We start from the raw sequence: 26,278 nt of genomic DNA, 5'->3' as shown, positions 1-26,278 counted from the left end.
CTGAACTCTCATAAAAAAGGCCCGCATCCAGCGGGCCTTTTTTATGAGAGAAAGTTTAATGCTCTGCGCCATCAAACTCAGGATCATAACCTTCACTGATCGCCGATTTTTGCTTGTGCTGCTGCCACTGTTTGCGCAAAGCTTCTTTTTTCTCGGGACTCAAGCTTTGAAACTGCTGGTAACGTTTGCGCGCATTCTCGCGCTCGTAGGGCGTCATGCGGCTCCATTTCACCAGTTGATGCTGGATGCGCTGCTGCTTCTGCGCATCCATTTTTGGATACTCCTTGGCAATATCGAGCATTTTTTCACGCTGCCAGGGCCGCAAGCTATCCCACTCACTGGCCAAAGGCGCCAACACGGTTTTCTGCTGTTCCGTCAACTGTGCCCAAGTCACATTGGCCGCAGGATCGGCCGGGGCCAGGTCATTCTTGATCGCCCCGATATCGGCCATCGCCATCACACTCGAGGCAGCGGCCTCGCCCGGGAACGCTTCTGCAGCCACAAAACTCGGCAACGAAGTGCCGAAACAGAATATCCACCCTATCCACAAAGAATGATTTCGTATCATTTCTCATTATTCCATGAAAGCATTTTGTATCGCCCGGCGCACAACCCTACCCAAAGCGCCATCAAATATCTTCTGAATACTGCCAGGCAGCAAACCCGTTATCGACAAATGCCTCGACAGGCATATCATCGCTGAGCAACAGCGCATCATCATTCTGGCTGTTAGAGATAAACATCAAGCCCACCGCAAAAAAGATAGAGAACGCGGCCATCCCAGCGACACGGGGATGCCCCCATGAAGCCCATGACAACACATCCGACCAACCGGAACGGGCCTGATGCGCAGCTGCATGTTGCGCCAAAGCAGCCTGACGGGCCTTCGCCAACCGGTCTTGTACTGCGGCAGACAGCGGCCGATCATCCTGCTTGAGTGCCTGCACCCCTTCGCGCAGAGGGGTGGGCAAGTCATCATCCACGTGACGTTGTATCCTCATGCCTTACTCCTTGTTTGGCAGTTTCCGGCGACCAATGCCGGCCTGCTCCATTAACGTTGATAACGCACTGACTGCTCTGGAGCAGTGCGTTTTAACACTTCCTTCTGAACATCCCATCACCGACGCTGTTTCAGCAACGTCTAATTCCTCCCAATAACGCAGGACGAAGGCTTCCCGTTGACGTGCCGGTAATTTTGCCAGGGCTTTTTCAATCAGGCGCATCACTTGTGACCGCTCGAGTTGCTCGGCAGGATCCCCTTCCTGGGTTTCCACCTCTATCGTTTCAAGTGGGTCATAGTCTTCATCCTCTTGCGAACCGAGTGACGAAAACAGACTGGTCCACAAGTTGCGCACTTTCTGCCGCCGCCAGTAGTCGCGCATGGTATTTTGCAAAATGCGCTGAAACAACAATGGATATTCTTCAATCGGCTTGCTGGCGTATTTTTCAGCCAGCTTCATCATGGCATCCTGCACAATATCCAGTGCGGCATGATCGTCACGCACCGCATACGCCGTTTGCCTGAAGGCCCGTTTTTCAACCTGGCGTAAAAAATCCGATAGTTCTTGCGCACTCGCCACTACAAATTCCCATTCCCGCGATCGTCAGTTTCTCATGCTGACAAAGGTGCCATTTTTGCGACATTGTTGTGAGTGTTTATCCGTCTAAAACAAATATGCACGGTTTTATCTCTCTCTGACAGGGAGTATATCAGTTTTAAATTTAATTACTGTTAGAATAAGCCTGCGAATTGCCACGTGATAACGGCCACAAGCTCAATAGCAAAAGCACACTATTTATGCTCACAATTAAAAAATAATGTTTATGCCTTATCCAGTAAATTGCCAAGTAGTGCAAGCCGCCGCTCGGCAACCCTGCGTTTTTTCTGCGTGCGACTTATGATGATCAGCACGATTGAAAGAACCCCTGATATCCAGCACTTGCGCCTGTACACGCTCTTCAGGCTCGGAGCCTCGGGCATGTTGTTTGGCAGCCAGTTGTGGCCATTTTTTCGCAATGCCCCGGCAGAACCCTCGCTCACCTTTTGGGCATTGCTGCTATTCTTTTTATACGCGATTGCTGTCAGTGTCAGCTTTGAGTCCCTGCAATGCAAGCAAGGGCTAGCCGTCAAGATCCAGACTAGCCTCGACATTGTTTTTATCGTGCTCATGCTGCATTTTTTACCTGGCAACCAGAGTGCGATTGGGTTGCTGCTCATCATCAATATCATCTTTGCCGGGCTGATCAGCGATGGCCGCTTTGCCATGTTTTATGCCGCCATTGCCACCATAGGCATTCTGCTCGAGAACACTTTTCAGCTGTTAAACCGCAACGTGCCCATGAACGACTACAGCAATGCAGTGCTGTTGTCATTGAGTTGCTTTGCCACGGCCTGGCTGGCACAAACGCTGACTGCACGCATGCAAAGCAGTGAAAAGCTGGCCAGCCAGCGTGGGCGTGATATTGAACATTTAGCCAAAACTAACGCCCTGATCACGCAAGAAATGCCTAACGGGGTGCTGGTGATAGACCAGCACCAGCAGCTCAAACACTACAACCTGCAAGCCTGCAAGCTGCTGGGGTTGGAAGAATCACAAATGCTGGCAGCGCTGGAACTCTCCACCCCGGTGGAGCAACTGATTCCGGCAATCATGCAATTATTGCGCACGACGCCCTCGGCCAAACTGGCCTCGCCAGATGCCACCAAACTCAGTATCAACAATCGCGACCTCGGTATCCGCTTTCACGCCATCTCAGAAAATGCAGACAATGGTGTGGTGATTTTTATTGAGGACTGGTCACAAATACAAACCCAGGCCCACCAGGTAAAACTGGCAGCACTGGGCAGACTGACAGCGAATATCGCGCACGAAATCCGCAATCCGCTCAGTGCGATTAGCCATGCGACGCAACTCATGCAAGAAGACTCGCAGCAGCCAGGCACGCAGCGCATGCTGCAAATTATTTCTGACAACGTGCAGCGGCTGGACCAGATTATCAAGGATGTGCTGGAGTTGAACCGGCGCGACCGCACCAATCAGGAAAAATTAAATATCAACAGCTTTGTGCTGGAGTTTTATCAACAGTTTTGTGCGGTAGAAAAGATTGCCCTGAGTGATTTCACACTCAGCTTGCCTGCAGCAGAGACCGGCATTATTTTTGATCGTCGACACATCAACCAGATTTTATGGAATCTGTGTAAAAATGGATGGCGGCACAGTCAGCAACAGGCACAAAGCCTGCAACTGAACGTCGTGAGCGATAAAAGCGGACAGTTTATTCACCTGCTGGTCAAAGACGATGGCCAAGGCGTGGACCCGAAAATTCAACCCCACTTGTTCGAACCGTTCATGACCACGGAGAAAACCGGGACAGGGCTGGGCTTGTTTATCGCAAGAGAGCTGGCTGAGGCCAATGGCGCAAAATTAAGTTATACCACGGGGGCCGGTGGCACCCAATTTTCACTGACAGTTAAAAAGGCAATTGTTTAAATGGCAAACACTTATCGTTGTCTCGTAGTTGATGACGAAACCGATATTCGCGAACTGGTCGTCCTGACACTGGAACGTATGGGCATACAGGCCGAGAGCGCCAGTACCGTCACCGATGCAAAACATATGCTGCAGTCTTTCAGCTATGACTTGTGCCTAACCGATATGCGTCTGCCGGATGGCTTGGGCCTGGAACTGGTACAGCACATCAATGCACAATTTCCGGGGCTACCCGTTGCGGTAATTACGGCTTATGGCAGTGCAGAAAATGCGGTTTCTGCGCTCAAGGCCGGTGCCTACGACTACATCACCAAACCGATTTCACTCAAACAGTTGCGGCCATTGGTCGAGTCTGCGCTCAAGCTTTCCTCGCAAAAAGAATCTCAAGGAGCCAACACCGTCGATTTGATTGGGGCGTCTCCGGCCATGGGCTATGTCAGGACCATGATTGCCAAGCTGGCACGTAGCCAGGCCCCTGTTTACATCAGCGGGGAGTCTGGCAGTGGTAAGGAGCTGGCCGCACGTCTCATCCACCAGAACAGCGCCCGCAAGGACCAGTCTTTTGTCGCAGTTAACTGTGGCGCCATCCCCGAGAACCTGATGGAAAGCGAATTCTTTGGCTATAAAAAAGGGGCTTTTACCGGCGCCGTTCAGGATACGCAAGGCCTGTTTCAGGCCGCCAGTGGGGGCACCTTGTTTCTGGATGAAGTAGCCGACTTGCCATTGGCCATGCAGGTGAAACTGCTGCGCGCGATTCAGGAGAAAAAAGTCCGCGTGGTGGGGAGCACCATTGAAGAAGCGGTGGATGTACGCATCATTTCTGCCACGCACAAAAACCTCAATGCCATGATGGAAAAAGGCGAATTCCGGCAGGATTTGTATTACCGGCTCAATGTGATTCAGCTCAAAATGCCGGCCTTGCGTGAACGCCCCGAAGACATTCCGGAGTTGACAGAACGTTTGCTGACCAAGTTGTGCCAGACACAAGGCATAGACATCCCGGTGATTGCCGATGATGCCAAAGTGTTTATTCAGCAACTGCCCTTTCATGGCAATGTCCGTGAACTCGAAAACATGCTGGAACGCGCACTGGCGCTATGCGATGGCCAGACCATTACGGTAGAGGACTTGTCGCTGGAGGACATGCCGGCGCAACTCAGTGATCGCCCGGTGTTGCCCTGGAAGGCCCCTGTATTGGAGCGCGCCAACGAACCCGTGGCGAAAGCGGCTGAGGTGGTCCCGCCAGCCAGCGCCGCACCCGCGACGGCCCCCGGGACCATGTTACCGATGGATGTGAGCTTGTCTGATTATCTGGAAGACATTGAAAAGCGCACGATTCTGCAAGCCCTGGAGAAAACCAACAACAATAAAACTGCGGCGGCCAAATTACTGGGCATCAGTTTCCGCACTTTGCGCTACCGTTTATCCAAGCTAGGATTATCGAAAGAGCAAGACGCGGACCTGGAGGACGCAGACGGCGACGAAGAGTAAAACAAAAAGGCGACCAGAAGGTCGCCTTTTTTCATCCAGTCAGGGTTAGCTTAATACAATCGCCAGATAGGCCAGGTAGAACAGGCCGTTGACAAGCAGGTGCCATACCAGCAAACCACCTTTGGCAATGCGGTAACGCACCCAGATGGCCGCCAACAGGGTGATCAGGATGCCCAGCGCGACCTCTTGTCGCGGAGACCAGTCAGTCAACATAATGCCGATTGCCGGCAACAAAGTACCTTGAAACACCATGGCACCGGTAATATTGCCAAACGCCAGCGTGTCTTTGCCTTTGCGTATCCACAAAATGCTGTTCACCTTTTCGGGCAATTCAGTAGCAATCGGGATAATCAGCAAAGACAGCAACAAGGCTGACACGCCCAAAATGGCAGCCGCAGTTTCCACCTCGTTAATAAAGCCTTTGGCACCGACGATAAGCAAGCCCAAGCCAAGCAACAATTGCAGCAGAATGGTGACCATGTTGGTGGGCAAGCCCAACCGGGATAACATCATGACATCCTCGGCCTCCGTCGCATGCCCCTCCTCCACCAGGCCTTTAGACGCCTTGATGGTCATCAGCACATACACAAAGTAGATCAGAATCATGAGGATACTGATAGCGTAGCGCACCATGGGGACAGTGTGCGGAATAAACATGGCCACCGTGGCAAAGACAAATGCCAGAATAAAGAAATTCAGATCACGGATCAGGCCAGTGCGCTCGGGACGGATATGACCGTGTGCGCCACGACGCTTTAAGACTGAAAAAGCCATCAAACTGATAGATAAGGTTGCCAGCATCAAGGGCGCGCCCAAAATGGCACCCACCCCGATGTCATTGCCGGCATGGCTATCGCCCGTGGAGGACGTATACGAAAAAATCGCCAGCAATGGCACCAGCGTCTCTGGCAACGCAGTCCCCACCGCCGCAAAAATTGAGCCGGTCACGCCTTCAGAAATCCCCAGGCGCTCCCCCAAATGTTCCAGCGCGTTGGTAAACACCTCTGCGGCCACTAAAATCAACACCAGCATCAGCAATAATTGTAAAAAAACCATACCTGTCCCTGTCTGGCGGTCATGAATCCTGCATGCGTCCACCGCCCGATCCGCATGTGCATGCCAAAGGTGTGCACGCGGGCGAAATCATAACGCAATTCGGTCAAATTCACCTACAATGTTTATATGTCACGCTACTTGTCACCCATGATAGAAATTGATCATGCTGGCTTTGCCAGTCATGCGCGCATCATCACCTCGCCCAATCAGGACGACAGGCCTGAGCATGCAGCCATCGACATGATCGTGATCCACAATATCAGCCTGCCACCGCAACAATATGGCGGCGAGGGCATTACACAGTTATTCACCAACCGGCTGAATGCGGACGAACACCCTTACTACGCAGAAATTGCGCAACTCAGAGTATCTTCACATTTTCTGATCCGCCGAACCGGTGAACTATTGCAGTATGTGAGTTGCGCGCAGCGGGCATGGCATGCTGGCGTTTCACAATGGCAAGGCCGCGAACGATGCAACGACTTTTCAGTTGGTATTGAACTGGAAGGCTGTGATATTGAGGCGTTTGAAGATGCGCAATATGTCACCTTGCAAGCCCTGGTCAAGGCGCTACAGCAACGCTATCCCATCCAGCATATTGTCGGCCACGCAGACATTGCGCCGGGGCGCAAAACCGACCCCGGCCCGTTTTTTGACTGGCAGCGCCTCTCTACGAATACTTAAGACTTCGTAGCCTTATCCAGGCTCACTGCCATCACCCCTGCCAGCACCAGCAGGGTACCCAGCCCCTGTACCCATGAAAGATGCTCGCCCAGAAACAGGTAGGCAAGCATAATGGTCGAAACCGGGCCTATCGCACTGATCAGCGAGACTTTGCGGCTCCCCAATTGTTGGATGCCGAGATTCATCAACACCGAAGGCAGTACAGTCGCCACCAGCGCCATCAGCAAAGCCAGCATGTATACCGCCTGCGGGAATGAGGCCACCTTTTCGTACGAGCCATTGCAAGCAAAATGCGTAGCGCTCGCAAGCGCAGCCAAGCCCATGGTCAACGCGGTAAAGCGGCTGGCCCCCAACTTGGGAATCAGTTGCCCGCTCACCAGTAAATAACCGGCATAGACAATCGCACTTAGTAACACCAGCCCAGCGCCATACAAGGTGTCTGCAGAATCGAATCCCGCCAGCACCACATCATGCCAGACCACCAGCACGACACCTGCATAGCTGGTCACCATGGCAAACCACTCACGCCGGGTAATCTGGTGTTTAAGAAAAATCGCACTCATGACAACGACCAAGGTTGGGTATAGGAATAAAATGACTCGTTCCAGCCCGGCAGAGACATAACGCAAGCCTTCAAAATTAAGCCACATCGACCCATACCCGCCAGCCATCGCTAACAATGCCAGCTTCCACCAGTCGTGGCGCGCCATACGCACAGGCGTGCCTTGGCGCATAGCCCACCAGCCAAGTGCAGCGAAGAAAGGAATAGCAAACGCCATCCGCAAGGAGATCAAGGTCGCTGCATCTACATGATAGGCATAGGCCAGCTTGACCATAATCGCTTTTGACGAAAAGGCCACGGAGGATAACAGTACCAACATGGCACCGTAATAGGGGTGTGTCGCGTCTTTCATATGTGCCCTAAATAAAAGGGCTCGCCGGGAGGGAGGAACAACAGATCAACCGCGGAGAGCCCGCGGTTGCATGAGATTTACGACAAGCAGCAACCGCGGCACGCTGTGGCGACTAGCCACAATGCCTTTCGGTGCATTGCCAACACAATAGTTGAGAAAAATTGCTTGTTCATAAGGTTGGGCAATTTACGTGGATTGGCAAAAATGGTCAAGCGTCTTGTGATACACCGACGACAATTGCCTGATGTTGGATGATTACCACGATAGCCTCAACTTAAGCCAAGCGGCTTTTGCAGGGTGATCAGCTGCATGTTTTCGACCTTGGCCTGCCACATCTCTGGCTGGTTGGGAAACGGCCTGACCTCCCCGGTCGGCTGATAACCCAGCCGCTGATAAAACGCGATTAATGCCTGCCGCAGACTGACAACCGCCATTTGGCTGGCCCGCACCTGCCAATGCTCCACCGCCCATTGCTCAGCCGCCAGAATCACTGTTTTGCCATACCCGCGGTTCTGTGCAGTCGGCTCTACGGCAATCATGCCCAGATGCACGGTCTGCTGTACAGCATGCCATTCGGCACACAGCGTCACCGTCAATTGTGATGCCAGCCAGCCTGTGAGTATCTGAACATCATCCCGAGCGAGAAAACTCAGCACCTCCTCTGGCGTGGTACGCTTGCCATCGAGCAAATCAGCCTCCGTGGTCCATCCTGCCCGGCTGCTCTCGCCGCGATACGCACGATTCACCAGTGCCGCGATGATATTGGCCTCCTGCGCTTGCGCAGGTCTAATCACTAACTCAGTCATGACCTTATTGTGCTAATTTTTCAATGCGATGTTGTACCACCAAACTGCCTATCATATCGCCCTCGACATTCACGGCAGTCCGGACGGTATCGAGCAAGCGGTCTATAGGCAACAAAATGGCAATGGCTTCAGCCGGCAATCCCACGCTTTGTAACACCATCACCATTGTCACCATGCCCGCACTGGGAATCCCCGGGGCCCCCATGGCCGCGATCATGGTGGTTAAACACACCACCAACTGCTGCCCCAGCGACAAATCAATCCCGGCCAGTTGTGCCACAAACAAGGCCGCCGCCGCTTCATACAGGGCTGTGCCGTCCATATTCATGGTTGCCCCTAGCGGCACTACAAACCCGGCAATCTCAGGCTTCACATGCATGTTTTGCGTCGCACAACGCATCGTCACCGGCATGGTCGCATTGCTAGAACTGGTGGCAAATGCCGTCACCAACGCCTCCCGGGCTTGCCGCAAAAACCACACAGGATGTTTGCCTGTAAACAGAAACAACAAGACCGGTAAAACAATCACACCATGAAACAAGGTCGTCCCGGTCACCACCAGCATAAACTTGGTCAAAGAGGCAAACAGGCTCACATCCTGGGTTGCGACCAGCTTGAATAACAGTGCAGCAATCCCCCATGGTGCCAGCCGCATGATCCAACCAATCATCTGCATGCTTAGACCCATGCCCTCTTCAAACAACGCCAGCCATTGCGGATAGCGCTCGGACGCCATCACCAGCGCAATGCCCAAACACATGGCATAAGCAACAATCGCCAGAATATTACCCTCGGCCAGCGCCTTGAAGGGATTCATGAATATGCCGTGCAAAAACTGTGTGAAAAACTCGGGCAGGCTCATCTGCCTAGATTCAAACTGCTGCATGGCATGCGAAAACATTTCCAGATGCAGCCCTGCCCCCGGTTTAAAAAGATGACTCGCAGTCAACCCAATCACCACCGCGATGATGGTCGTGGTAGCAAAAAACAGCAAAGTCGTTTTCCACACCACATCGATCTGGCGATGCTGGCGCAGATTAGCGATGCCAGTCACAATCGCGCAAAACACCAATGGGATCATCACCATTTTCAACAAATCAATGAACAAAGTGCCCACTAAGTTCGCCGCATAAAGCGCCACCCCATGTTCACCGGTATGCGCCAACCAGCCAAAAAAGACACCCCCAATGGCAGCAATGAATATTTGAACGTTGAGGCTGGGGAATTTCATTTTTTTGGCATTTTAAGGGAACAATGGCTTGGAAACATCATACTGCAACTCGGGTGAGTAATCACAGCATTGAAAGGGGAATAGGCTTAATGCATAACCAGCTCTTAAGACAGCCTTATTGCAAGGCCTAAACTTAGCAGACCACTTGGCGTACCGCCAGTAGGTACGCCTTAGCCAATTAAGCAGACTTTTCAAACACCGCCGCAAAAAACCCATCCGTGCCATGCAGATGAGGCAATAATTTCAGATAGTCACCTGTATCCATCGCAATATTTTGCTGGGCTAAAACTTCATTGGCAGGGATGAGTTTGAAGTCAGGGTGTGCAGCAAGAAAGGCTTCGGCGATGGCCTCATTTTCTTCACGTAACAAGCTACAGGTCGCATACACAACGCGGCCACCGGCTTTGCATAGCTTGGCGGCGCGGGCGAGGATATTGGTTTGCTTCACATTGAGCTCAGCCACATCTTCTTCAGCCTGCCGCCATTTTAAATCCGGGTTGCGGCGCAAGGTGCCTAGACCGCTACAAGGCGCATCAACCAGCACACGATCAAACTTGCCGTTGAGGCGTTTGAGTTTGAGGTCGTTTTCGTTGTTAATCAGTTGTGCTTGCAGGTTGGAGAGGCCGCTGCGTTTTAAGCGTTGGCCAAGGTTGTTGAGACGTTTTTCGGAGACATCAAAGGCATATAAACGCCCGGTATTTTTCATCAATGCGCCCAGCGCCAGCGTTTTGCCGCCCGCCCCTGCGCACAAGTCGGCGACCATCTGGCCGCGTTTGGGGGCAACCAGATAGCTGAGCAACTGGCTACCTTCATCTTGCACCTCGATTTTGCCTTCGGTAAACAGGATGTGTTTGCCGATATTGAGACGCGAGCCCATGCGGATACCGACGGGAGAGTACGGCGTAGGCGTGATCACATTATCTTTGACCGTGTTTTCCGCCAGCATACGGGCCAGCACTTCTTCGCGGCTGGCCTTGATGGTGTTGACGCGCAAATCCAGACTGGCTTGCTCAAACATGCTGCGGCAGATGGTCATGGCTTCTGTCTCGCCATATTGTTCAACCAGCTTTTGCCAGAACCAGTCGCGCACATCGGCCAGCACGGCTGGCGCAAAGCCTTCACTGTTTTTCGCTTTGATGGTGACGGCCCATTCTTTTTGACGCTCGTCGAGCATCTCATCCAAATCACGGATGCTTTTGCCCTCTATTTTAAGCAGCAAGGCGATAATGAGCTTGCGTGTGTCTTCTTGTTCATCGGGCTCGCTGACACTCACTTCACGTAAATAACGATAGCGACGCAAGACGCCGTAGGCGGTTTCAGCCACCCAAGCGCGGTCTTTGGTGCCCAGCTCGCGATGCTGACGGAAAAATTCGCCGAGCTTGGCATCGGCCGGACTTTCAAATTTCAGCAGGTCGTTTAACAGCATCGCCGTCTGGCGCATCAGGGATTGGTTCATCAGGTTCTTTCAATACTTACGATAGTTGCAATATTTGCGTTATTCGGCGCTCAAGCGCGTGGCCACTTGCTCAATCACCATGCCGTTTTTCTCGAGCTTTTTGATTTTAACCGGCACATAGCGATAGCCGCTGGCCAGCCATAATTCCACTTTTTCATCTGTGTCACCACGGGTGTGCGCAATATGCAGGGTAGACACAGACCGCTCGGCAATCTCTAACGTCTCCTCACCTTCAAACACATACTCATATTCGCCCAGCCGGCGGCCATTGGTTAATGTCACGCGCATTTCTTGCAGCGGCGGTACAAACATAAACTGATACATAAAACTCAGAATGTCTTGCGTATTGGCGGGCAACTCGCGCTTTTGCTCACCCTTGCTGGTTTTGAGGGTCAATTCACCGATCGCCCAGTTAAAGGTCGCCTCATAGGTTTTACTTTCACGGCTACCAAACGCATAACGGTAATAGCTAGGCCTGAGCCCAGCGGGCCCTACCTCACCGCGACTTTGCTGTTCAAGGGAGGGATACAACAATTTTAACAGGCCCTTGCCCTCAACCAGCCAGCGCAAGGAATAACTTTCTGCAGTCTCGCGCACATATTCAATGCTGGCACTGCCGGCCGGGCGCGACTCGCCATTCACATACACCGCATACTCGGTCAGCACATGCCGATATGGCGGGGCAGGCCGCTCATCGTCCGTTGCCTCTGGATGATCACTGGCATGCCACTCGGCAATTTGTTCTGCCACCGCCTCAGCCTCAGGCACAGCAGGCGCATCCTGAGCTGGCTGACTCACATCTGCTGACGATGACTCGCTTGAAGCATCCGGCGCGACACGATCAACCTGATCAGCCGCCGGTTCTGAAAGTGGCTGCGCGGAAGAACGCTTTTTCGCCGCAGGCGCAGGGCGAGAGGCCGGCGCCTCAACCTTGGAAGCGACTGGCGCGGACTTGGTTGGCAACACAAGGCGTGCTTGCAATCGTGCTGGCTGTTCCGCTTCTGCCGGTAACCAGCTCCGCCAATTGACCTCACTCAACACCAGCACATGCAACAACAAAGAAACACAGAAAGCGAGAAACAACGGCCACGAAAAATGCTGCGTGATCTTTTCTCGTAACCCTGACGCTGGCATGTTTAAGTTCCCAGCATTGACGGCATCACTGGCCGGTGATGCTGGTGATCACCTGCTCCATCTGTTTGCCATCATCTTGCACAATCAGCTTGACTGGCAGATAGCCTTTTTCTTTGGCCAGGTATAACGTTTTCTCACCCTCGGTATCCGCCAGTTTGATCACATTAAACGTCCCTGCCTCGGTGACAAGCGGTGTTTTTTCTTCGGTGATCACAAAGGCGTGGGGCGAGAGTTTTTTACCAGTTGCCACGTCCAGGCTGATTTGTTTACCTTTAGGGGGCTGCCACATCCAGCAATACATCACACTTAGCAAATCCTGTACGTTTTTGGTCAACGGCACGGTTTCCTGCTCGTCTTTGATTTGCATATTGAGGATTTTTTTCGCCCAGTCAAACTCACTGATCAAGACTTTATTCGGATGTTTGGACTGGCGTGACTCAAAATGTGCCGGACGTAAAGCATTCGAGATAACCTGGCCTTGACTGGAGAGTGTGCGCTCACCCATCAGCTTGTAAATGCCTTTACCTTCCGCCAGGGAATTGATCTCGTAACGCCCTGCGGAGACATTGAGCTGATCTTTGATGGTGCCAATACTGACGCCTTGCTGCAACAAATCATAGGTGACGGTCAGTTGCTTGGGCGCAGCAGACAAGCACGGTGCGGCCAACAAGCCTGCAATCGCCAGACAGAACGCGAGATGGCGGCAAAAACGCTGCATGCCAGCCATTACACCACCACGGTTGGGGCTTCGCCCGTTTGCTGTGCGCGAATCTGACCAATCCGGTAAACCGTCTCTCCTGCGGAGGCCAGCACGTCTTGCGCCTGGTCTGCGTGCTCTGCCGCCACAATCACGGCCATGCCAATACCGCAGTTAAACGTGCGGTACATTTCAATCGGTTCGATATTGCCTTGTGCCTGCAACCATTGGAACAAGGGTGGCAACGTCCAGCTGGCTTTCTGGATTTCTGCAGTCAGACCTTCAGGCAACACGCGCGGGATATTTTCGGTGATACCGCCACCCGTAATATGCGCCATGCCTTTGACTGGCAAAGTTTCCAGCAATTTGAGAATAGACTTCACATACAGCTTGGTCGGTGCCATCACCACATCTTTGAATTTGCGGCCATGGAAATCTGACTCCATATCGATCCCGGATGTTTCGATCAGTTTGCGGATCAAGGAGTAGCCATTGGAGTGCGCGCCACTGGAAGCCAGGCCCAGCACCACATCACCGGCACGAATGGTAGAACCGTCAATAATATTGGCTTTATCGACACAGCCAACAGCAAAGCCAGCCAAATCATATTCACCAGCAGGATACATGCCAGGCATTTCCGCGGTTTCACCGCCCACCAGCGCACAACCAGACTCTTCACACCCTTGCGCAATGCCTTTGATCACGGCTGCAGCGGTGCCGACTTCGAGTTTGCCACAGGCAAAATAATCGAGGAAAAATAGCGGCTCGGCGCCTTGCACCAGAATATCGTTCACACTCATGGCCACCAGGTCTATACCCACAGTGTCATGCTTGTTCAACTGAAATGCCAATTTAAGCTTGGTCCCCACGCCGTCAGTGCCCGAAACCAGCACAGGCTCCTTGAATTTTTTTGGCATGGCAAACAATGACCCAAAGCCACCTATCCCGCCCATGACTTCAGGACGCAGCGTGCGCTTGGCAAAGGGCTTGATTTGTTCGACCAGGGCATCGCCCGCCTCAATGTCTACACCGGCATCGCGGTAGGTAATGGAAGTTTTATCAGAAGAAGTCGTCAAGATACTCTCGTTTCTTTCAATGCGATTAATTGTGTGACGCACTACCGGCAATGTGCAGATGTTTGCAACAAAGCGTAAGACCGCGTCGAAATTCAGTATAATTTTAAAATAATCATTATTTTAACGCATCTTGCCAGTTCGACCTATGCCGGATTCGCGCATGCGCCCTACCCATGTCAGATCAAGACCATCACAAGTCCATTGCTACCCAGTTTGTCAGTGATCATCGCTGGTGGATTGTGATCGGCATTTTCATTTACCTGTTTTACCTGCTTGAGCCCATCCTCACGCCTTTTCTGGCCGCTGCCGTGATTGCCTATATGCTGGACCCCATGGTGGACAAACTGAGCGAAGCCGGCCTGGGTCGCTGGCAGTTTGGCCGTACCGTCGCCACCTTGCTGGTGATGACTGGCGTCATTCTGGCGTTGATTGGTCTGTTGCTGATCTTGATTCCGCTCTTGCAACAGCAATCGCAGTTAATCGCGCAACGCTTACCGGTCGTGGTCGATCACTTCCATCAGCAGGTAGAGCCCTGGTTACGCGACAAATTCGGCATCCACCTTGATATTGACAGCAACGTTGTCCAAAAACTGATCAGCGAGCACTGGCAAACCGCAGGCAGTATGCTGGGGAGTTTTTTGCTCAGCGCCGGGCAAAAAGGCCTTAACCTGATTGGCATGTTTGCCAACATTTGCCTGTTGCCTGTGGTGTTGTTTTATTTTCTGCGAGACTGGGATCATATGGTGGCTGAAACCGGCAACCTGATCCCGCGCAACTGGATCGCGCGGGTAAAGCATATCTGTAAAGACGTAGACAGCGTGGTCGCAGAGTTCTTGCGTGGCCAGCTTTCCGTCATGCTGTCGCTATGCGTGTTTTACAGCGTCGGCCTGTGGCTGGTGGGGCTGGATATGGCGCTCTCCATCGGCATGATTGCAGGCTTGTTAAGCTTTGTCCCCTACCTGGGTTTTGCCTTGGCCTTTGTGATGGCAGTATTGCTCGCCTTGTTACAGTTTGCCTCACTAACAGAAGTTGTCCCGGTCCTGCTGGTATTTGGCGTCGGCCAGTTTGTAGAAAGCTTTCTGCTTACGCCTATTTTGGTGGGCGACCGCATTGGATTGCACCCGGTCATCGTGATTCTCGCATTAATGGCGGGCGGGCAATTATTTGGGTTTGCCGGCGTATTGCTGGCGTTGCCGGTGAGTGCCGCAATTGCCGTAGGCTTGCGCCATACCAAACAAAGTTATTTGCGTAGCGAAACCTATTTGAATAGCGAGCCGAATCTGATCCAAACCCTGGATGAGTGATCCCTCGCGATAAGACTGCCGTGAAACAACTGCTACTGAATATTCAGCCGCCGGCCGCGCCCGGTTTTGACAACTTTATTGTGGGCCAAAACCAAGAGGCGCTGGCCAGCTTACATGCCGTGCTGGCCGCACAAGCCCCCACCCGATTTCTTTACCTCTGGGGCGAATCTGGCAGTGGTAAAAGCCATTTATTGCTGGCCGCACAAGCCCTGGGAGCGCATATTGCCGATGATGTGCATCTGCTGGATGAAGAGTCACAAATCATTTTGTTTGATACTTTTAACCAGATCAAGGCGGAAGGCAGCATGCTGGTGACCGCTGGCAGCCATGCGCCCACCCAGATGGGCTTGCGTGATGACCTTGCGACCAGGCTGGCCTGGGGCTTGGTTTATCAACTACACCCTCTGAGTGACAGTGAAAAAGCGGAGGCCTTGCGTGCACATGCGCATGAGCGTGGCATGAAATTACCCGAAGAGGTGATTGCTTACTGCTTGCGCTATTTGCGCCGGGATTTGCCGACACTGATGGCCGTGCTGGACGCGCTGGATAAATGGTCGTTGACCACCAAAAAGCCCGTCACCGTCGCCATGCTCAAAAAAATGCGTCAGTTGCAGACGGGGCTGTAATCAAACGCACGACGAGCGCCCCCTCATTCAGCCATCGGCCTACTCGCCAAAACTGAACCGATTCTTGCCATTTTTCTTGGAGTCGTACATGGCTTTATCTGCCACATGCAACAACTGCTTCACGTTTTTGCCATGATGCGGGTATTCGGCAATGCCGATACTCACCCCGATTTCCAACGGAATCCCGCGCACAACCACGGGTTGCGCAAACAAATGAATCAAGCGCTGCGCGAGCTGCGTCAACTCCAGCCGATGTAAGTAACTACTTACCACCAATACAAACTCGTCTCCGCCCTGACGGGCCAGAAAGTCAGACTGTCTCAGCACTCTTTTAAACATATTTGCCACTTCAATCAGCAAGGCATCGCCCACATCATGCCCATAGGCATCGTTCACCCGTTTAAACCCGTCCAGATCCATAAAAAAGACAGCAAACTGCTTGGAGCCTATCCTGGCCATTTCGTAAGTGCTTTCCAGATAGACATTCACACTGCGGCGGTTTGGCAGGCTGGTGAGCAGATCGTGATCCGCCTGATGGCTAAGCTGTTTAGCTACGGCCTGATTTTCCATCACCTGCTCTAGCAAAAGCGTCGTACTGCGATACGAAAAGACCAAGACGCTGATAATGACAATACTCAATAGAATCGCTACCGTCACTGAAGCCAGAATGCGATTGCGGATCGCTTGCTCAAACCACTGACGTTTGATCAGCAACTGCTCATCAATCTGCGCCAGTTGCCCATCAATAAGTTTCATCAACTCGCGTCCGCGATCTCGGCTTAATGAAAGATGAGGCGCGTACTCACCCGCATGCATCTGCACCTGAACACTTTTATCCATGGCATTAAATTTTTGTTGCACCAGCTGTTTGATGTTAGCCAGCAAGGGGCGTGCAGCCGAAGACGTATCCAGGTCATGCTCCAGTAGCGAGATGGCTTTCATGGCTTCTGCTTGGCCCTGCTCCAAGGCATCCAGAAACAGGGTATGGCCGGTGAGCAAATAACCACGCTGCCCACTTTCGGCATTGGTGATCGCCTTACCCAAGGTCACCACCTGGTAGCGCTGCCTGTCTACCAGGTCTTTTTGCTCTGAGTAATCAACGAGCTGATACATGGCAACAAACAACCCCGCCATTGAGATGCATAATAATGCAGCCGCAATGATTAGTGGGATAAGTATTCGTCGCTTGTAGTTAAACATACAAACTTTATATCGTCACAATCTCACATGTTTTTTAGGGAAAATTTCCAACTAAATCATGATAAAGCCTTGTCAAGTATAATAAAATAGCCTTTTGATAGATAACCACTATCCCATTATGCTCAGAATCACAGAAATCAAACTACCGATTGAGCTTGCAGATACGCTCAAACACCAGGATGACCAAATCAAGGCCGCGCTGATCAGACGCCTTGAAATCCCCGAAAGCGAACTGATCCGCTTTGAGATCTTTAAGCGCGGCGTGGATGCACGCAAGTCACATGCCATATTGTATGTGTACAACCTGGATGTCGAGGTCAAAAACGAAGCCAAAATACTGGCACGGTTTAAAAAAGACCCGCATATCAAACCGGCACCGGATACCAGCTACCACTTTGTCGCACAATCCAGTCAGAACAAGACACACCGGCCTGTTGTGGTGGGATTTGGTCCAGCCGGGATTTTTGCCGCGCTGATTCTCGCGCAAGCCGGCTTCAATCCGATTGTGCTCGAACGCGGCAAAGAAGTGCGCAAGCGGACCAAAGATACCTGGGGACTCTGGCGCAAACGCACGTTGAACCCTGAATCCAACGTGCAGTTTGGTGAGGGCGGAGCCGGTACTTTTTCAGATGGCAAACTCTACAGCCAGATCAAGGATCCCAAACATTACGGCCGCAAGGTCTTGCAGGAATTCGTCAAGGCCGGGGCGCCAGAAGAAATTCTTTACGTCAGCCATCCGCACATCGGAACGTTCCGTCTAGTCGGAATGGTTGAAGAAATGCGCAACACCATTATCAGCCTGGGCGGCGAGATCCGCTTTGAAAGCCGGGTAACCGATATTGCCATTGAGAACGAGCAGGTACAAGGCGTCACTCTGCATAGCGGTGAATTTATCCCGACCAATCATCTGGTGCTCGCCGTCGGTCACAGCGCACGGGACACGTTTGAGATGGTCTATGAGAGAGGCATTTATGTTGAAGCCAAGCCGTTCTCGATTGGCTTCCGCATTGAACATCCACAAAGCCTGATAGATCGCGCACGCTATGGCAAAAGCTATAGCGACGATATCCTTAAAAAACTGGGTGCAGCTGATTACCGGCTGGTGCATCACGCGCAAAATGGCCGTAGTGTGTATAGTTTTTGCATGTGCCCGGGCGGCACGGTCGTTGCCGCCACCTCAGAACCCAACCGCGTGGTGACCAATGGCATGAGCCAATATAGTCGCAACGAGCGTAACGCCAATGCCGGCATTGTGGTTGGCATCACGCCAGAGGTGGATTACCCAGGCCACCCACTTGCGGGTGTGGAATTCCAGCGCCAGCTTGAAAGCCAGGCATACGTGCTCGGCGGCAGTAATTACTCAGCCCCCGGCCAACTGATAGGCGACTTTTTAGCTAACCGCCCCTCGACCCAATTTGGTGAAGTGATGCCGTCTTACACGCCCGGTGTGCACTTGACCAACCTGGATACCGCATTGCCTGAATTCGCGATTAGCGCCATGCGTGAAGCGATCCCGGCTTTTGCCAAACAAGTTTCCGGATTTGACCTGGCCGATGGCGTCCTCACTGGCGTGGAAACCCGCACCTCCAGCCCGATCCGCATCAAACGCACCGACGATACCTTGCAAAGCATCAACACCAAAGGCTTGTTTCCCTGTGGTGAAGGCGCAGGCTACGCAGGCGGCATTCTGTCAGCCGCGGTAGATGGGATTAAGGTGGCAGAAGCCGTTTCGCTGTCGCTGACTTCCTGATCAGTTTTTCAAAATAGACCACATAAAAAAACCTGCCGAGGCAGGTTTTTTTATTGCCAACACAATTACTGACGAATCAGGTAATCAAACGCCCCCAGTGCTGCATTCGAGCCCTCACCCATGGCAATGATGATTTGCTTGTAGGGAATCGTTGTGACATCCCCTGCCGCAAACACACCTGGCAACGACGTGGCATTGTGGTGGTTAATTTCAATTTCACCGTATTTGCTCAGATCCAGGGTGCCTTTCAGCCAGTCACTGTTAGGGACCAAGCCAATCTGGATAAACACACCTTCCAGTGCGATATGCTTGCTCTCGCCAGAGACGCGGTCGGTGTAGGTCAAGCCATTGACGCGTGTCCCATCCCCCGTGATTTCGGTGGTCTGCGCGCTGGTTAAAATCGTCACATTTTCAAGTGAGCGCAGTTTGCGTTGCAATACCGCATCTGCCTTCAGCTCAGTATCAAACTGCAGCAAGGTGACATGACCAACCACACCAGCAAGGTCAATCGCTGCCTCAACGCCGGAGTTACCGCCGCCAATCACCGCGACATGCTTACCCTTGAACAAGGGACCATCGCAGTGTGGGCAGTAGGCCACGCCTTTGTTTTTATAGGCTTCTTCGCCAGGTACATTCAGATTTCTCCAGCGTGCACCGGTTGCCAGAATCACAGACTTGCTGCGCAAAATCGCCCCGCTTTCGAGCTTCACTTCAATCAAGCCAGCATGTTTGCTGTCGGTTTTGCTAGGCTCGGCCAATCCAACGGCACGTTGCAATGGCATGATATCCACGTCGTAGGTTTTCACGTGCTCTTCAAGCGCCGCGACCAGTTTAGGGCCCTCGGTCTCTTTGACTGAAATAAAGTTTTCAATCGCCAGGGTGTCGTTAACCTGGCCACCAAAGCGCTCAGCGACGATGCCCGTGCGTATGCCTTTACGGGCTGCATAAATTGCTGCTGAAGCACCCGCCGGGCCACCGCCAACCACCAGCACATCAAACGCTTCTTTAGCGTTGAGCTTTTCGGCCTCTCTGGCAACAACGCCCGTATCCACCTTGGCCAGAATTTCTTCGACCAGCATACGGCCTGAGGCAAACATCTCGCCATTGAGGAAAGTGGCGGGTACCGCCATGATGTTGCGCTCGTTGACTTCGTCCTGAAACAGCGCGCCGTCAATCACGGTGGTCTTGATGCGTGGGTTGAACACGGTCATCAGCGTGGTTGCCTGCACGACATCCGGGCAGTTATGGCAAGACAAGCTCATATACACTTCAAAATTCAAATCGCTGTCGAGTGCCTTGATCTGGTCTAGCACTTCCTGCTCAACCTTAGGCGGATGGCCGCCGGTCCATAACAATGCCAGCACCAGTGAAGTGAACTCATGCCCCAGCGGAATCGCCGCAAAGCGCACACCATGGGTTTCGCCTTCTTTGGCAATCACGAATGACGGTTTGCGTGCATCATCGCCAGTCTCGTCCAGGCTAACCTTGTCTGACAAAGCAGCAATTTCTTGCAATAGTTCACGCATTTCTGCGGCACGCTCGCTGCTATCCAGCGAAGCAATCAAACGGATAGGCTGGCGCAACATGCCCAGGTAGGTTTGCAACTGGGCCTTTAAGGTGTCATCTAACATATTCATTCTCCAAAATCACGGCTGGTGCATTTCTTCAGGCAACAACACGCCGTGGCCATCATGCATGGCAATCAAAAATGGTTGGGGGAAACTCGCTCAGGAAAAACCACAGTGACAACACATCCACTCAGTGACTTTTCCTGAGCGCCCTGCTTGCGCAGGGCGTTGCTCATACCAATCTCAACGAGATTAGATCTTGCCTACCAAGTCCAAAGATGGCGTCAAGGTTTTTGCACCTTCGTTCCACTTCGCTGGGCACACCTGACCTGGGTTAGCAGCGGTGTATTGCGCAGCCTTCAATTTGCGCAAGGTTTCTTTTACATCACGGGCAATTTCGTTGCTGTGTACTTCAACAGTCTTGATCACGCCGTCTGGGTTGATCACGAACGTACCGCGCAATGCCAAACCTTCTTCATCAATATGCACGTCAAATGCACGGGTTAATTGGTGAGTTGGGTCGCCAACCAATGGGAATTTCGCCTTGCCTACTGCAGGCGAAGTCTCGTGCCAAACCTTGTGGGAGAAGTGGGTATCGGTGGTCACGATGTACACTTCAGCACCAGCCTTCTGGAATTCCGCATAATTGTCAGCCGCATCTTCAACTTCAGTTGGGCAGTTGAAAGTGAACGCTGCTGGCATGAAAATCAACACAGACCATTTGCCTTTCAAAGACTCTTCAGTCACTTCGATAAATTTACCGTTGTGAAAAGCTTGCGCCTTGAATGGTTGTACTTGTGTGTTAATCAATGACATGTAGTTCTCCTTTATGATTTAGAACGTGGGTTAATTAAACAGACTTCATTAAATATTGCTGCATTTCAACAGCGAATGAGTGCATTGTAGACACACACATTTAATATGTAAAATTGATTATTTTAATTTTATCAATAAATTATTTTTATCAAACTATACAGCCACCGTGACTTGTCCATGCCCTTCAAGGCCACGGTTATCCTGCCAGTTTACCGTAATCACATCGCCGACCTGGGCATCCTGTATATAAAAGGTGAAATAGGGATTGCGTGAAATCGCGGTACCCGTCTGGGCATCCACAATCACCTGCCCATTCATCACCACTTGCATCAGTTGCATAAAGTGCGCGGGCATTAACTGGCCATCTTCATTTTTGCTACGACCCGTACGCATGGGATGCACAATAATGATTTTAAGTTCAGTGACATGGTTCCCCAGCGGGCTGCTCTCCAGCATGCGGGCTCGCATTTTCATGCTACTGGCAAACGGCTCTTCCCGTTCGCTACTGGCACAACCATCTTCCAGCACGATCACCTGGCGACGATGCTGCGTAAACTGGCCATTCCCCTGTTCTGCCAACGCGATCACCTCCCCCGATTGCGCGAGCTTGACGCGTGTCACCAGCCTCGGCAATACCTGCTTGCCTAACTCAAAACTCGCAATCAAGGGAGTGGGATTGGCATCTGCCAGCAAGCGCAAACTACGCAGTTTGCCCGCCGCCTGCGTGCTGCTCAGCTCAATTTGCACCACGGCGCCGTTTTCAGCTTTTTGCGGTGCGTCAATACTGAGATCACTGGCGACAGGCACCGCGGTGGCTTTGAGCGCAGCCAACACTTGTGCCGTTTGCTTGGCCTCAAAGGCAGAAGCAAACCAGGTGGCCGCTTGCACTTTGCGGGCGATGATCCACAATGGTAGCGCTGCCAGCAGCACACTGTTTTTTAACCAGCGACGTCTGTCCATCCTGCCCTCCTATCCATTTTTGTCATCCCCTTGTTCCAGCTTGAGCTGCACCCTGAGCGCTTTCAATCTGGCCTCGACTTTGGATTGCAGGTAAAAATCGCCATCCTTGGCCTTGCTGGCAATTTCAAACTGCTCAATCGCCCGCGGCAAATCATACTTGCGCACATAAGACTCCCCTAGCGCCTGATGCCGCAACATCTGTTTGTCCTGGCCCTGATATGCGGCAGCCAGCCAGTCATACAGTTTTGGGTCCTCAGGGAAGGCCTCAAGCTGTTTCTGGATAAAGCTGACTGCGGGCGCCCACTGGTTGCTGCGGATCAATAACTCAGCCTCGCCTTGCGCCAGCGCACGATGTTGCGGATATTGCTGCAAGCCCTGAACAAAACGGTTTTGCGCCTGTGCCACCTGCCCCGACTTAGCCAGGGTCAAGCCTTGCAGGGTCACCAGATAAGGGCTGGAAAGCCCATGCTTAACCAGCCAGTCGACCTCGGCCTGTGCTTTTTGCGGCTGATTGACACGCAGCCAGGCGTAAGCCAGGCCATAGTGTTCAGCCAGCTCATTCTGGTAGCGGCCCTCGTTAATATTGTTCTGAAACTCTTCTACCATTTGCTGGGGGGCGCCTTGAAAAGCCCGGATTTTTGCCCGCATCATAAAAAAGGGCAGACTTTCATTCACCTGCTTATAAGGCAGGTTTTGCACACGGTTGCCTATATCGGCAATCCGCTCGCTGGTCAGCGGGTGGGTACGCAAATAGCTGGGCATATTGCCATCCGAAAAGCGCGTCGCCCGCTGCATGGTGGTAAAAAAGGCCGGCATGGCGCGCACATCAAAGCCTGCATCTTGCAAAATGGTCAACCCGACCCGATCTGCTTCGCGCTCGTGCTCACGCGTGTAATCCAGCTGTTTTTGTATCCCGGCAGCAGAGGCCGCAGTCATCGCGCCCATGCCCACTTGCGGGTTAGAGCGCGCCACCAGCAAGGCCAGGGCCGTCGCAGCGATATTCTTGAACATATCGTACTTTTGAGAGGCCAGCATACGCGCCAGGTGATGCTGCGTGACATGGCCGATTTCGTGCCCCAGTACACTGGCCAACTCAGACTCACTGTTGGCCGCAATGAATAAACCGGTATGGACGCCAATGACGCCGCCCGGCATGGCAAAAGCGTTAATCGACTTGTCCTGCACCACAAAAAAATAAAATTTCTGGGCGCGGTCCGGGCTACTCGCCCCCAGCCGCGTCCCCAGTGCCTGCAGGTAATCCGTCACCTCGGCATCATCGAACACATCTTCATCGGTAGCGACTTGCTTTAAAATCTGGTGCGCAATTTTTTCTTCATCGCGCAATGACAATACGGTTTGTGAGGCGTCACCCAACTCAGGCAGCTGATTAGATGAATCGGCAGGCAGGGTGACATCCAGATCGCCAGGCTCATAAGGCTTGCCAGAAAAAATACCAGTCGCGTTATTCGCCAACAAGGACGCCTCGGGCACAATGAACAGTGCGCACAAACACAACCCGCGCAACAGCCGCGCACAACATGTACGCAGATTGCCAGATTGAGATGCCATGTGGAGTGGTTTAAAACGCATGTGCCCTGTGCTAAAGACCCAAACTTGTTATGATAACGACTTCACTGCCCGAGTTCATCCTTTTTCACTCGCACTGATTTCACTAGAACTGAGCTCAAGACCAATTATGTCAACTGCCAACAACGGACTCACCCACTTTAACGCCCAAGGCCATGCCCATATGGTCGATATCGGTGACAAAGCACACACCAAACGCATCGCCATCGCTGAAGGCCAGATTCAAATGCAGGCAGCCACGCTGCAAACCATCCTGCAAGGCACCGCCAAAAAAGGTGACGTGCTTGGCATCGCCCGGATTGCCGCCATCCAGGCCAGCAAAAAAACTAGCGACCTGATCCCCCTCTGCCACCCGCTTAGCCTAAGCCGCGTAGATGTCAGTTTTATGGCGAATGAAACGCAACACAGTATTACTTGCCGAGTGCAATGTGAGACCACCGGGCAAACCGGGGTGGAAATGGAAGCCTTGACTGCTGTACAGGTTGGCCTGCTGACAATTTATGATATGTGTAAGGCGATTGATCGCAGCATGACAATACAAAGTGTTCGCGTGCTCGAGAAGCATGGCGGGAAAAGTGGGGATTGGCTGGCGGACTAAGCAACACAAGTTGCCACACTAGACATTTCCTTTCGCCTCTCGTCAAGTTACTTTCTGTTGCTTTCCCCACAGAAAGTAACCACAACTAACGCAGTGTTGCGGCGAAGGCTAACCTTTAGGTTAAGCCACGTAGTGGCGACCGAAGCCAAAGAAGAGGGCACCCAGCCATCACGGCCTTACGGTTGCCTTGCGTTGTTGGCTACGGTTGCTATGCTTAACATCGCTACGCGAGTTAGCCTACTCCGTAACAGACTGCTTTGCAGTCTTAGTGATCAACAAGTAAGCGGTCACGAACCTCGCCCTAGTATCTTGCACACCCCGCAAGCTGCCGCGGAGCTAAGACAGTCGCTCCCTTCCTCCTTACTTTGTTTCCGCTACTCAGCGCGATGGGATTTATCTCGTCAAAGTCACACTGTTGAAATTTGGACCGTTCAAAAAGTAATTCTTTTTTAATTCATGGACGCTTGCAGTCGCATGATTTTCGGGGCCCCCATCTGACGCGCCGAGCAACGCAGGGTTGGCGGGAGTACTCGGCCAGCGGCTGTCCGAGCTCCGCAGTGGCTTGCGTCTTGTGCAAGCCGCCAGGGCGAGTTTCGATGGCCGCCCGGCAAGCCGAGTAGCACAGGAAACAAGCGGAAGCTGGGGTGCACTTTTTTTTGCTTACTTTATCTTTGAGTGCAAGCAAAGAAAAGTAACTCGCCTAAAGGTGAAAAGGAAAGTTGGTTAGCATGCCGAAGCAGACCCACTGTTACCAAAAAGTTAAAGAATTACCTTCTTTACTTAAGCCAACAATGCCGCAATCCGCCGCGCACATTCTGGCGCCATGGTGACGCCATAGCGAAAATGACCGGTATTCAAATACAGATTTTCAATGTTTGGATGACGGCCTATGGTCGGGATATTGTGCGGCGTGCCGGGGCGCAAGCCACTCCAGTGTTTGATCACTGATTGCCCTCGCAAGGCTGGCAGAATCGCCTCGGCTTTTTGCAGCATTTCCTGACGCATGCTTTCAGTCACCCCGGTATCAAAACCGACATCTTCCAGACTACTGCCGGCTAGCAAGTGCCCATCGCGGCGTTGCAGCATGTAAAACCCTTCACGGTAAAGAATATGCGGTAACAGTCCTGGGGACATCTGATACAACAGCATTTGCCCGCGCATGGGTTTGATCTCCAGACTCAGCGCGGTTTGTTTGAGTAGCTCAAAACTCCAGGCGCCGGAGGTGACGACAAAATGGTCGGCCGACAAGGTGTCGCCCGTTGTGGTTTGCCAGGTGTGGATGCTGGAAGCACCTTCTTGCAAAGGCATGAGTTGTGTTTGTTCGCGCAGAGTGACGCCATGCTTGATCAACCACGCTTTGAGCGATTGTAGCAGGCGCGGGTTACGGATTTGCACCACTTCTGGAATCAGCAGGCTATCCCCTTGCAACTCTGCTTGCAGTCCATAGCGCTGGCACCAGTCCAGGGCTGCCTGCTGGTCAAACGGCGGCTGGATCAGCATGCCGCTACGCGTGCATTCGGGGTCTATACCGGTTTCGGCAAAGAGCTCTGCACTGACGGCTGGATAGGCGCGCGCACCAGCCAGCGCCAGCTCGTTGACAATCTCCTGATAAAACCAGGGCAACAGCGGAAAAGCGATGCCCGCCCCAGCCCACGAAGACTCCCCTGACGTTTGCGCAGCGACGATATTGCGCTCAACCAGCGTGACGGTGTGCCCTTGTTTCTTTAACTGCATGGCAGTGAGGCAGCCTACGATGCCACCGCCGACCACGACCACTGAAGTGTTTGCCATAAGACCCGGTATTTAAAATGAAAAAGCCTGAGGCCCCGAGCT

General features: G+C 52.5%; 24 protein-coding genes. 7 read left to right on the top strand and 17 right to left on the bottom strand.

What is annotated here, in order from left to right:
* Positions 1-55 precede the first annotated feature (55 nt).
* The 3 genes from ACFQ1T_RS00550 to ACFQ1T_RS00540 all read right to left on the bottom strand — a co-directional run bounded on the left by ACFQ1T_RS00550 (position 56) and on the right by ACFQ1T_RS00540 (position 1,580).
* Entirely contained in the window at positions 56-457 is a 402-nt protein-coding gene (locus ACFQ1T_RS00550) for a DUF3106 domain-containing protein (protein ID WP_379073753.1), read from the bottom strand.
* Positions 458-629: 172 nt separating this feature from the next.
* Complete coding sequence (locus ACFQ1T_RS00545) at positions 630-1,001, bottom strand: DUF3619 family protein (RefSeq protein ID WP_194749808.1); 372 nt, start codon at positions 999-1,001, stop codon at positions 630-632.
* Between the two features lie 3 nt (positions 1,002-1,004).
* Positions 1,005-1,580 (bottom strand): RNA polymerase sigma factor, encoded by a 576-nt coding sequence (locus tag ACFQ1T_RS00540; RefSeq protein ID WP_275356485.1) that lies wholly within the window; start codon positions 1,578-1,580, stop codon positions 1,005-1,007.
* Positions 1,581-1,898: 318 nt separating this feature from the next.
* Between ACFQ1T_RS00540 and ACFQ1T_RS00535 the strand changes: the two genes are divergently transcribed.
* Together ACFQ1T_RS00535 and ACFQ1T_RS00530 are read left to right on the top strand one after the other, a co-directional pair.
* Positions 1,899-3,491, top strand: a complete 1,593-nt coding sequence (locus ACFQ1T_RS00535) for a two-component system sensor histidine kinase NtrB (RefSeq protein ID WP_379073390.1) — start codon at positions 1,899-1,901, stop codon at positions 3,489-3,491.
* Complete coding sequence (locus ACFQ1T_RS00530) at positions 3,492-4,982, top strand: sigma-54-dependent transcriptional regulator (protein ID WP_338656259.1); 1,491 nt, start codon at positions 3,492-3,494, stop codon at positions 4,980-4,982.
* Positions 4,983-5,027: 45 nt separating this feature from the next.
* Here the strand turns inward: ACFQ1T_RS00530 and ACFQ1T_RS00525 are convergent, their stop codons facing one another.
* Complete coding sequence (locus ACFQ1T_RS00525) at positions 5,028-6,038, bottom strand: sodium:calcium antiporter (RefSeq protein WP_379073389.1); 1,011 nt, start codon at positions 6,036-6,038, stop codon at positions 5,028-5,030.
* A gap of 126 nt (positions 6,039-6,164) precedes the next feature.
* On the opposite strand from ACFQ1T_RS00525, the gene ampD reads away from it, so the two are divergent.
* Positions 6,165-6,722: a 1,6-anhydro-N-acetylmuramyl-L-alanine amidase AmpD gene (gene ampD, locus ACFQ1T_RS00520; protein WP_379073388.1), complete on the top strand. Its 558-nt coding sequence runs from the start codon at positions 6,165-6,167 to the stop codon at positions 6,720-6,722.
* Here ampD and ACFQ1T_RS00515 read toward each other — a convergent pair.
* The 7 genes from ACFQ1T_RS00515 to purM form a co-directional block, all read right to left on the bottom strand.
* On the bottom strand, positions 6,719-7,636 hold the full coding sequence (locus ACFQ1T_RS00515) for a DMT family transporter (protein ID WP_379073387.1): 918 nt from the start codon (positions 7,634-7,636) through the stop codon (positions 6,719-6,721). The two genes, ampD and ACFQ1T_RS00515, sit on opposite strands and share 4 nt — an antisense overlap.
* Before the next feature lie 269 nt (positions 7,637-7,905).
* Entirely contained in the window at positions 7,906-8,442 is a 537-nt protein-coding gene (locus ACFQ1T_RS00510) for a GNAT family N-acetyltransferase (RefSeq protein WP_379073386.1), read from the bottom strand.
* 4 nt (positions 8,443-8,446) lie between these two features.
* On the bottom strand, positions 8,447-9,673 hold the full coding sequence (locus ACFQ1T_RS00505; RefSeq protein WP_379073385.1) for a dicarboxylate/amino acid:cation symporter: 1,227 nt from the start codon (positions 9,671-9,673) through the stop codon (positions 8,447-8,449).
* A gap of 178 nt (positions 9,674-9,851) precedes the next feature.
* Complete coding sequence (locus ACFQ1T_RS00500) at positions 9,852-11,129, bottom strand: RsmB/NOP family class I SAM-dependent RNA methyltransferase (protein WP_379073384.1); 1,278 nt, start codon at positions 11,127-11,129, stop codon at positions 9,852-9,854.
* A gap of 39 nt (positions 11,130-11,168) precedes the next feature.
* Positions 11,169-12,263, bottom strand: coding sequence for a DUF3108 domain-containing protein (locus tag ACFQ1T_RS00495; protein ID WP_379073383.1), 1,095 nt, complete (start codon positions 12,261-12,263; stop codon positions 11,169-11,171).
* Between the two features lie 25 nt (positions 12,264-12,288).
* Positions 12,289-12,990 (bottom strand): DUF3108 domain-containing protein, encoded by a 702-nt coding sequence (locus ACFQ1T_RS00490; RefSeq protein ID WP_338656227.1) that lies wholly within the window; start codon positions 12,988-12,990, stop codon positions 12,289-12,291.
* Entirely contained in the window at positions 12,990-14,036 is a 1,047-nt protein-coding gene (gene purM / locus ACFQ1T_RS00485; RefSeq protein WP_379073382.1) for a phosphoribosylformylglycinamidine cyclo-ligase, read from the bottom strand. Before purM ends, ACFQ1T_RS00490 begins: the two co-directional genes overlap by 1 nt.
* Before the next feature lie 173 nt (positions 14,037-14,209).
* Here purM and ACFQ1T_RS00480 point away from each other — a divergent pair, with 173 nt between their 5' ends.
* A complete protein-coding gene (locus ACFQ1T_RS00480) occupies positions 14,210-15,340 on the top strand; it encodes an AI-2E family transporter (protein ID WP_379073381.1) in 1,131 nt (376 codons plus the stop codon).
* A gap of 20 nt (positions 15,341-15,360) precedes the next feature.
* A complete protein-coding gene (locus ACFQ1T_RS00475) occupies positions 15,361-15,966 on the top strand; it encodes an HdaA/DnaA family protein (protein ID WP_379073380.1) in 606 nt (201 codons plus the stop codon).
* Between the two features lie 39 nt (positions 15,967-16,005).
* On the opposite strand, the gene ACFQ1T_RS00470 is transcribed toward ACFQ1T_RS00475, so the two are convergent.
* Entirely contained in the window at positions 16,006-17,100 is a 1,095-nt protein-coding gene (locus ACFQ1T_RS00470) for a diguanylate cyclase domain-containing protein (protein WP_379073379.1), read from the bottom strand.
* 184 nt (positions 17,101-17,284) lie between these two features.
* Here ACFQ1T_RS00470 and ACFQ1T_RS00465 point away from each other — a divergent pair, with 184 nt between their 5' ends.
* On the top strand, positions 17,285-18,916 hold the full coding sequence (locus ACFQ1T_RS00465) for an NAD(P)/FAD-dependent oxidoreductase (protein WP_379073378.1): 1,632 nt from the start codon (positions 17,285-17,287) through the stop codon (positions 18,914-18,916).
* Between the two features lie 65 nt (positions 18,917-18,981).
* Here the strand turns inward: ACFQ1T_RS00465 and ahpF are convergent, their stop codons facing one another.
* The 4 genes from ahpF to ACFQ1T_RS00445 all read right to left on the bottom strand — a co-directional run bounded on the left by ahpF (position 18,982) and on the right by ACFQ1T_RS00445 (position 23,829).
* Positions 18,982-20,547, bottom strand: a complete 1,566-nt coding sequence (gene ahpF, locus ACFQ1T_RS00460; protein WP_379073377.1) for an alkyl hydroperoxide reductase subunit F — start codon at positions 20,545-20,547, stop codon at positions 18,982-18,984.
* A gap of 189 nt (positions 20,548-20,736) precedes the next feature.
* Positions 20,737-21,300 (bottom strand): alkyl hydroperoxide reductase subunit C, encoded by a 564-nt coding sequence (gene ahpC / locus ACFQ1T_RS00455; RefSeq protein WP_313986261.1) that lies wholly within the window; start codon positions 21,298-21,300, stop codon positions 20,737-20,739.
* Between the two features lie 153 nt (positions 21,301-21,453).
* Positions 21,454-22,260 (bottom strand): thiosulfate oxidation carrier complex protein SoxZ, encoded by an 807-nt coding sequence (gene soxZ / locus ACFQ1T_RS00450; protein WP_379073376.1) that lies wholly within the window; start codon positions 22,258-22,260, stop codon positions 21,454-21,456.
* A gap of 9 nt (positions 22,261-22,269) precedes the next feature.
* Positions 22,270-23,829, bottom strand: a complete 1,560-nt coding sequence (locus tag ACFQ1T_RS00445) for a beta-barrel assembly-enhancing protease (protein ID WP_379073375.1) — start codon at positions 23,827-23,829, stop codon at positions 22,270-22,272.
* 127 nt (positions 23,830-23,956) lie between these two features.
* Here ACFQ1T_RS00445 and moaC point away from each other — a divergent pair, with 127 nt between their 5' ends.
* Positions 23,957-24,445 carry a cyclic pyranopterin monophosphate synthase MoaC gene (moaC, locus tag ACFQ1T_RS00440; RefSeq protein WP_379073374.1) on the top strand — a complete coding sequence of 163 codons (489 nt, stop codon included), beginning with the start codon at positions 23,957-23,959 and terminating at the stop codon, positions 24,443-24,445.
* A 780-nt stretch (positions 24,446-25,225) separates the two neighbouring features.
* On the opposite strand, the gene ACFQ1T_RS00435 is transcribed toward moaC, so the two are convergent.
* Positions 25,226-26,236 (bottom strand): NAD(P)/FAD-dependent oxidoreductase, encoded by a 1,011-nt coding sequence (locus tag ACFQ1T_RS00435; protein WP_379073373.1) that lies wholly within the window; start codon positions 26,234-26,236, stop codon positions 25,226-25,228.
* Positions 26,237-26,278: the final 42 nt, after the last annotated feature.

This window comes from Methylophilus glucosoxydans, from assembly GCF_042676145.1.
Taxonomy (GTDB): domain Bacteria; phylum Pseudomonadota; class Gammaproteobacteria; order Burkholderiales; family Methylophilaceae; genus Methylophilus; species Methylophilus glucosoxydans.
This window is presented reverse-complemented; position numbering and strand designations above follow the sequence as displayed.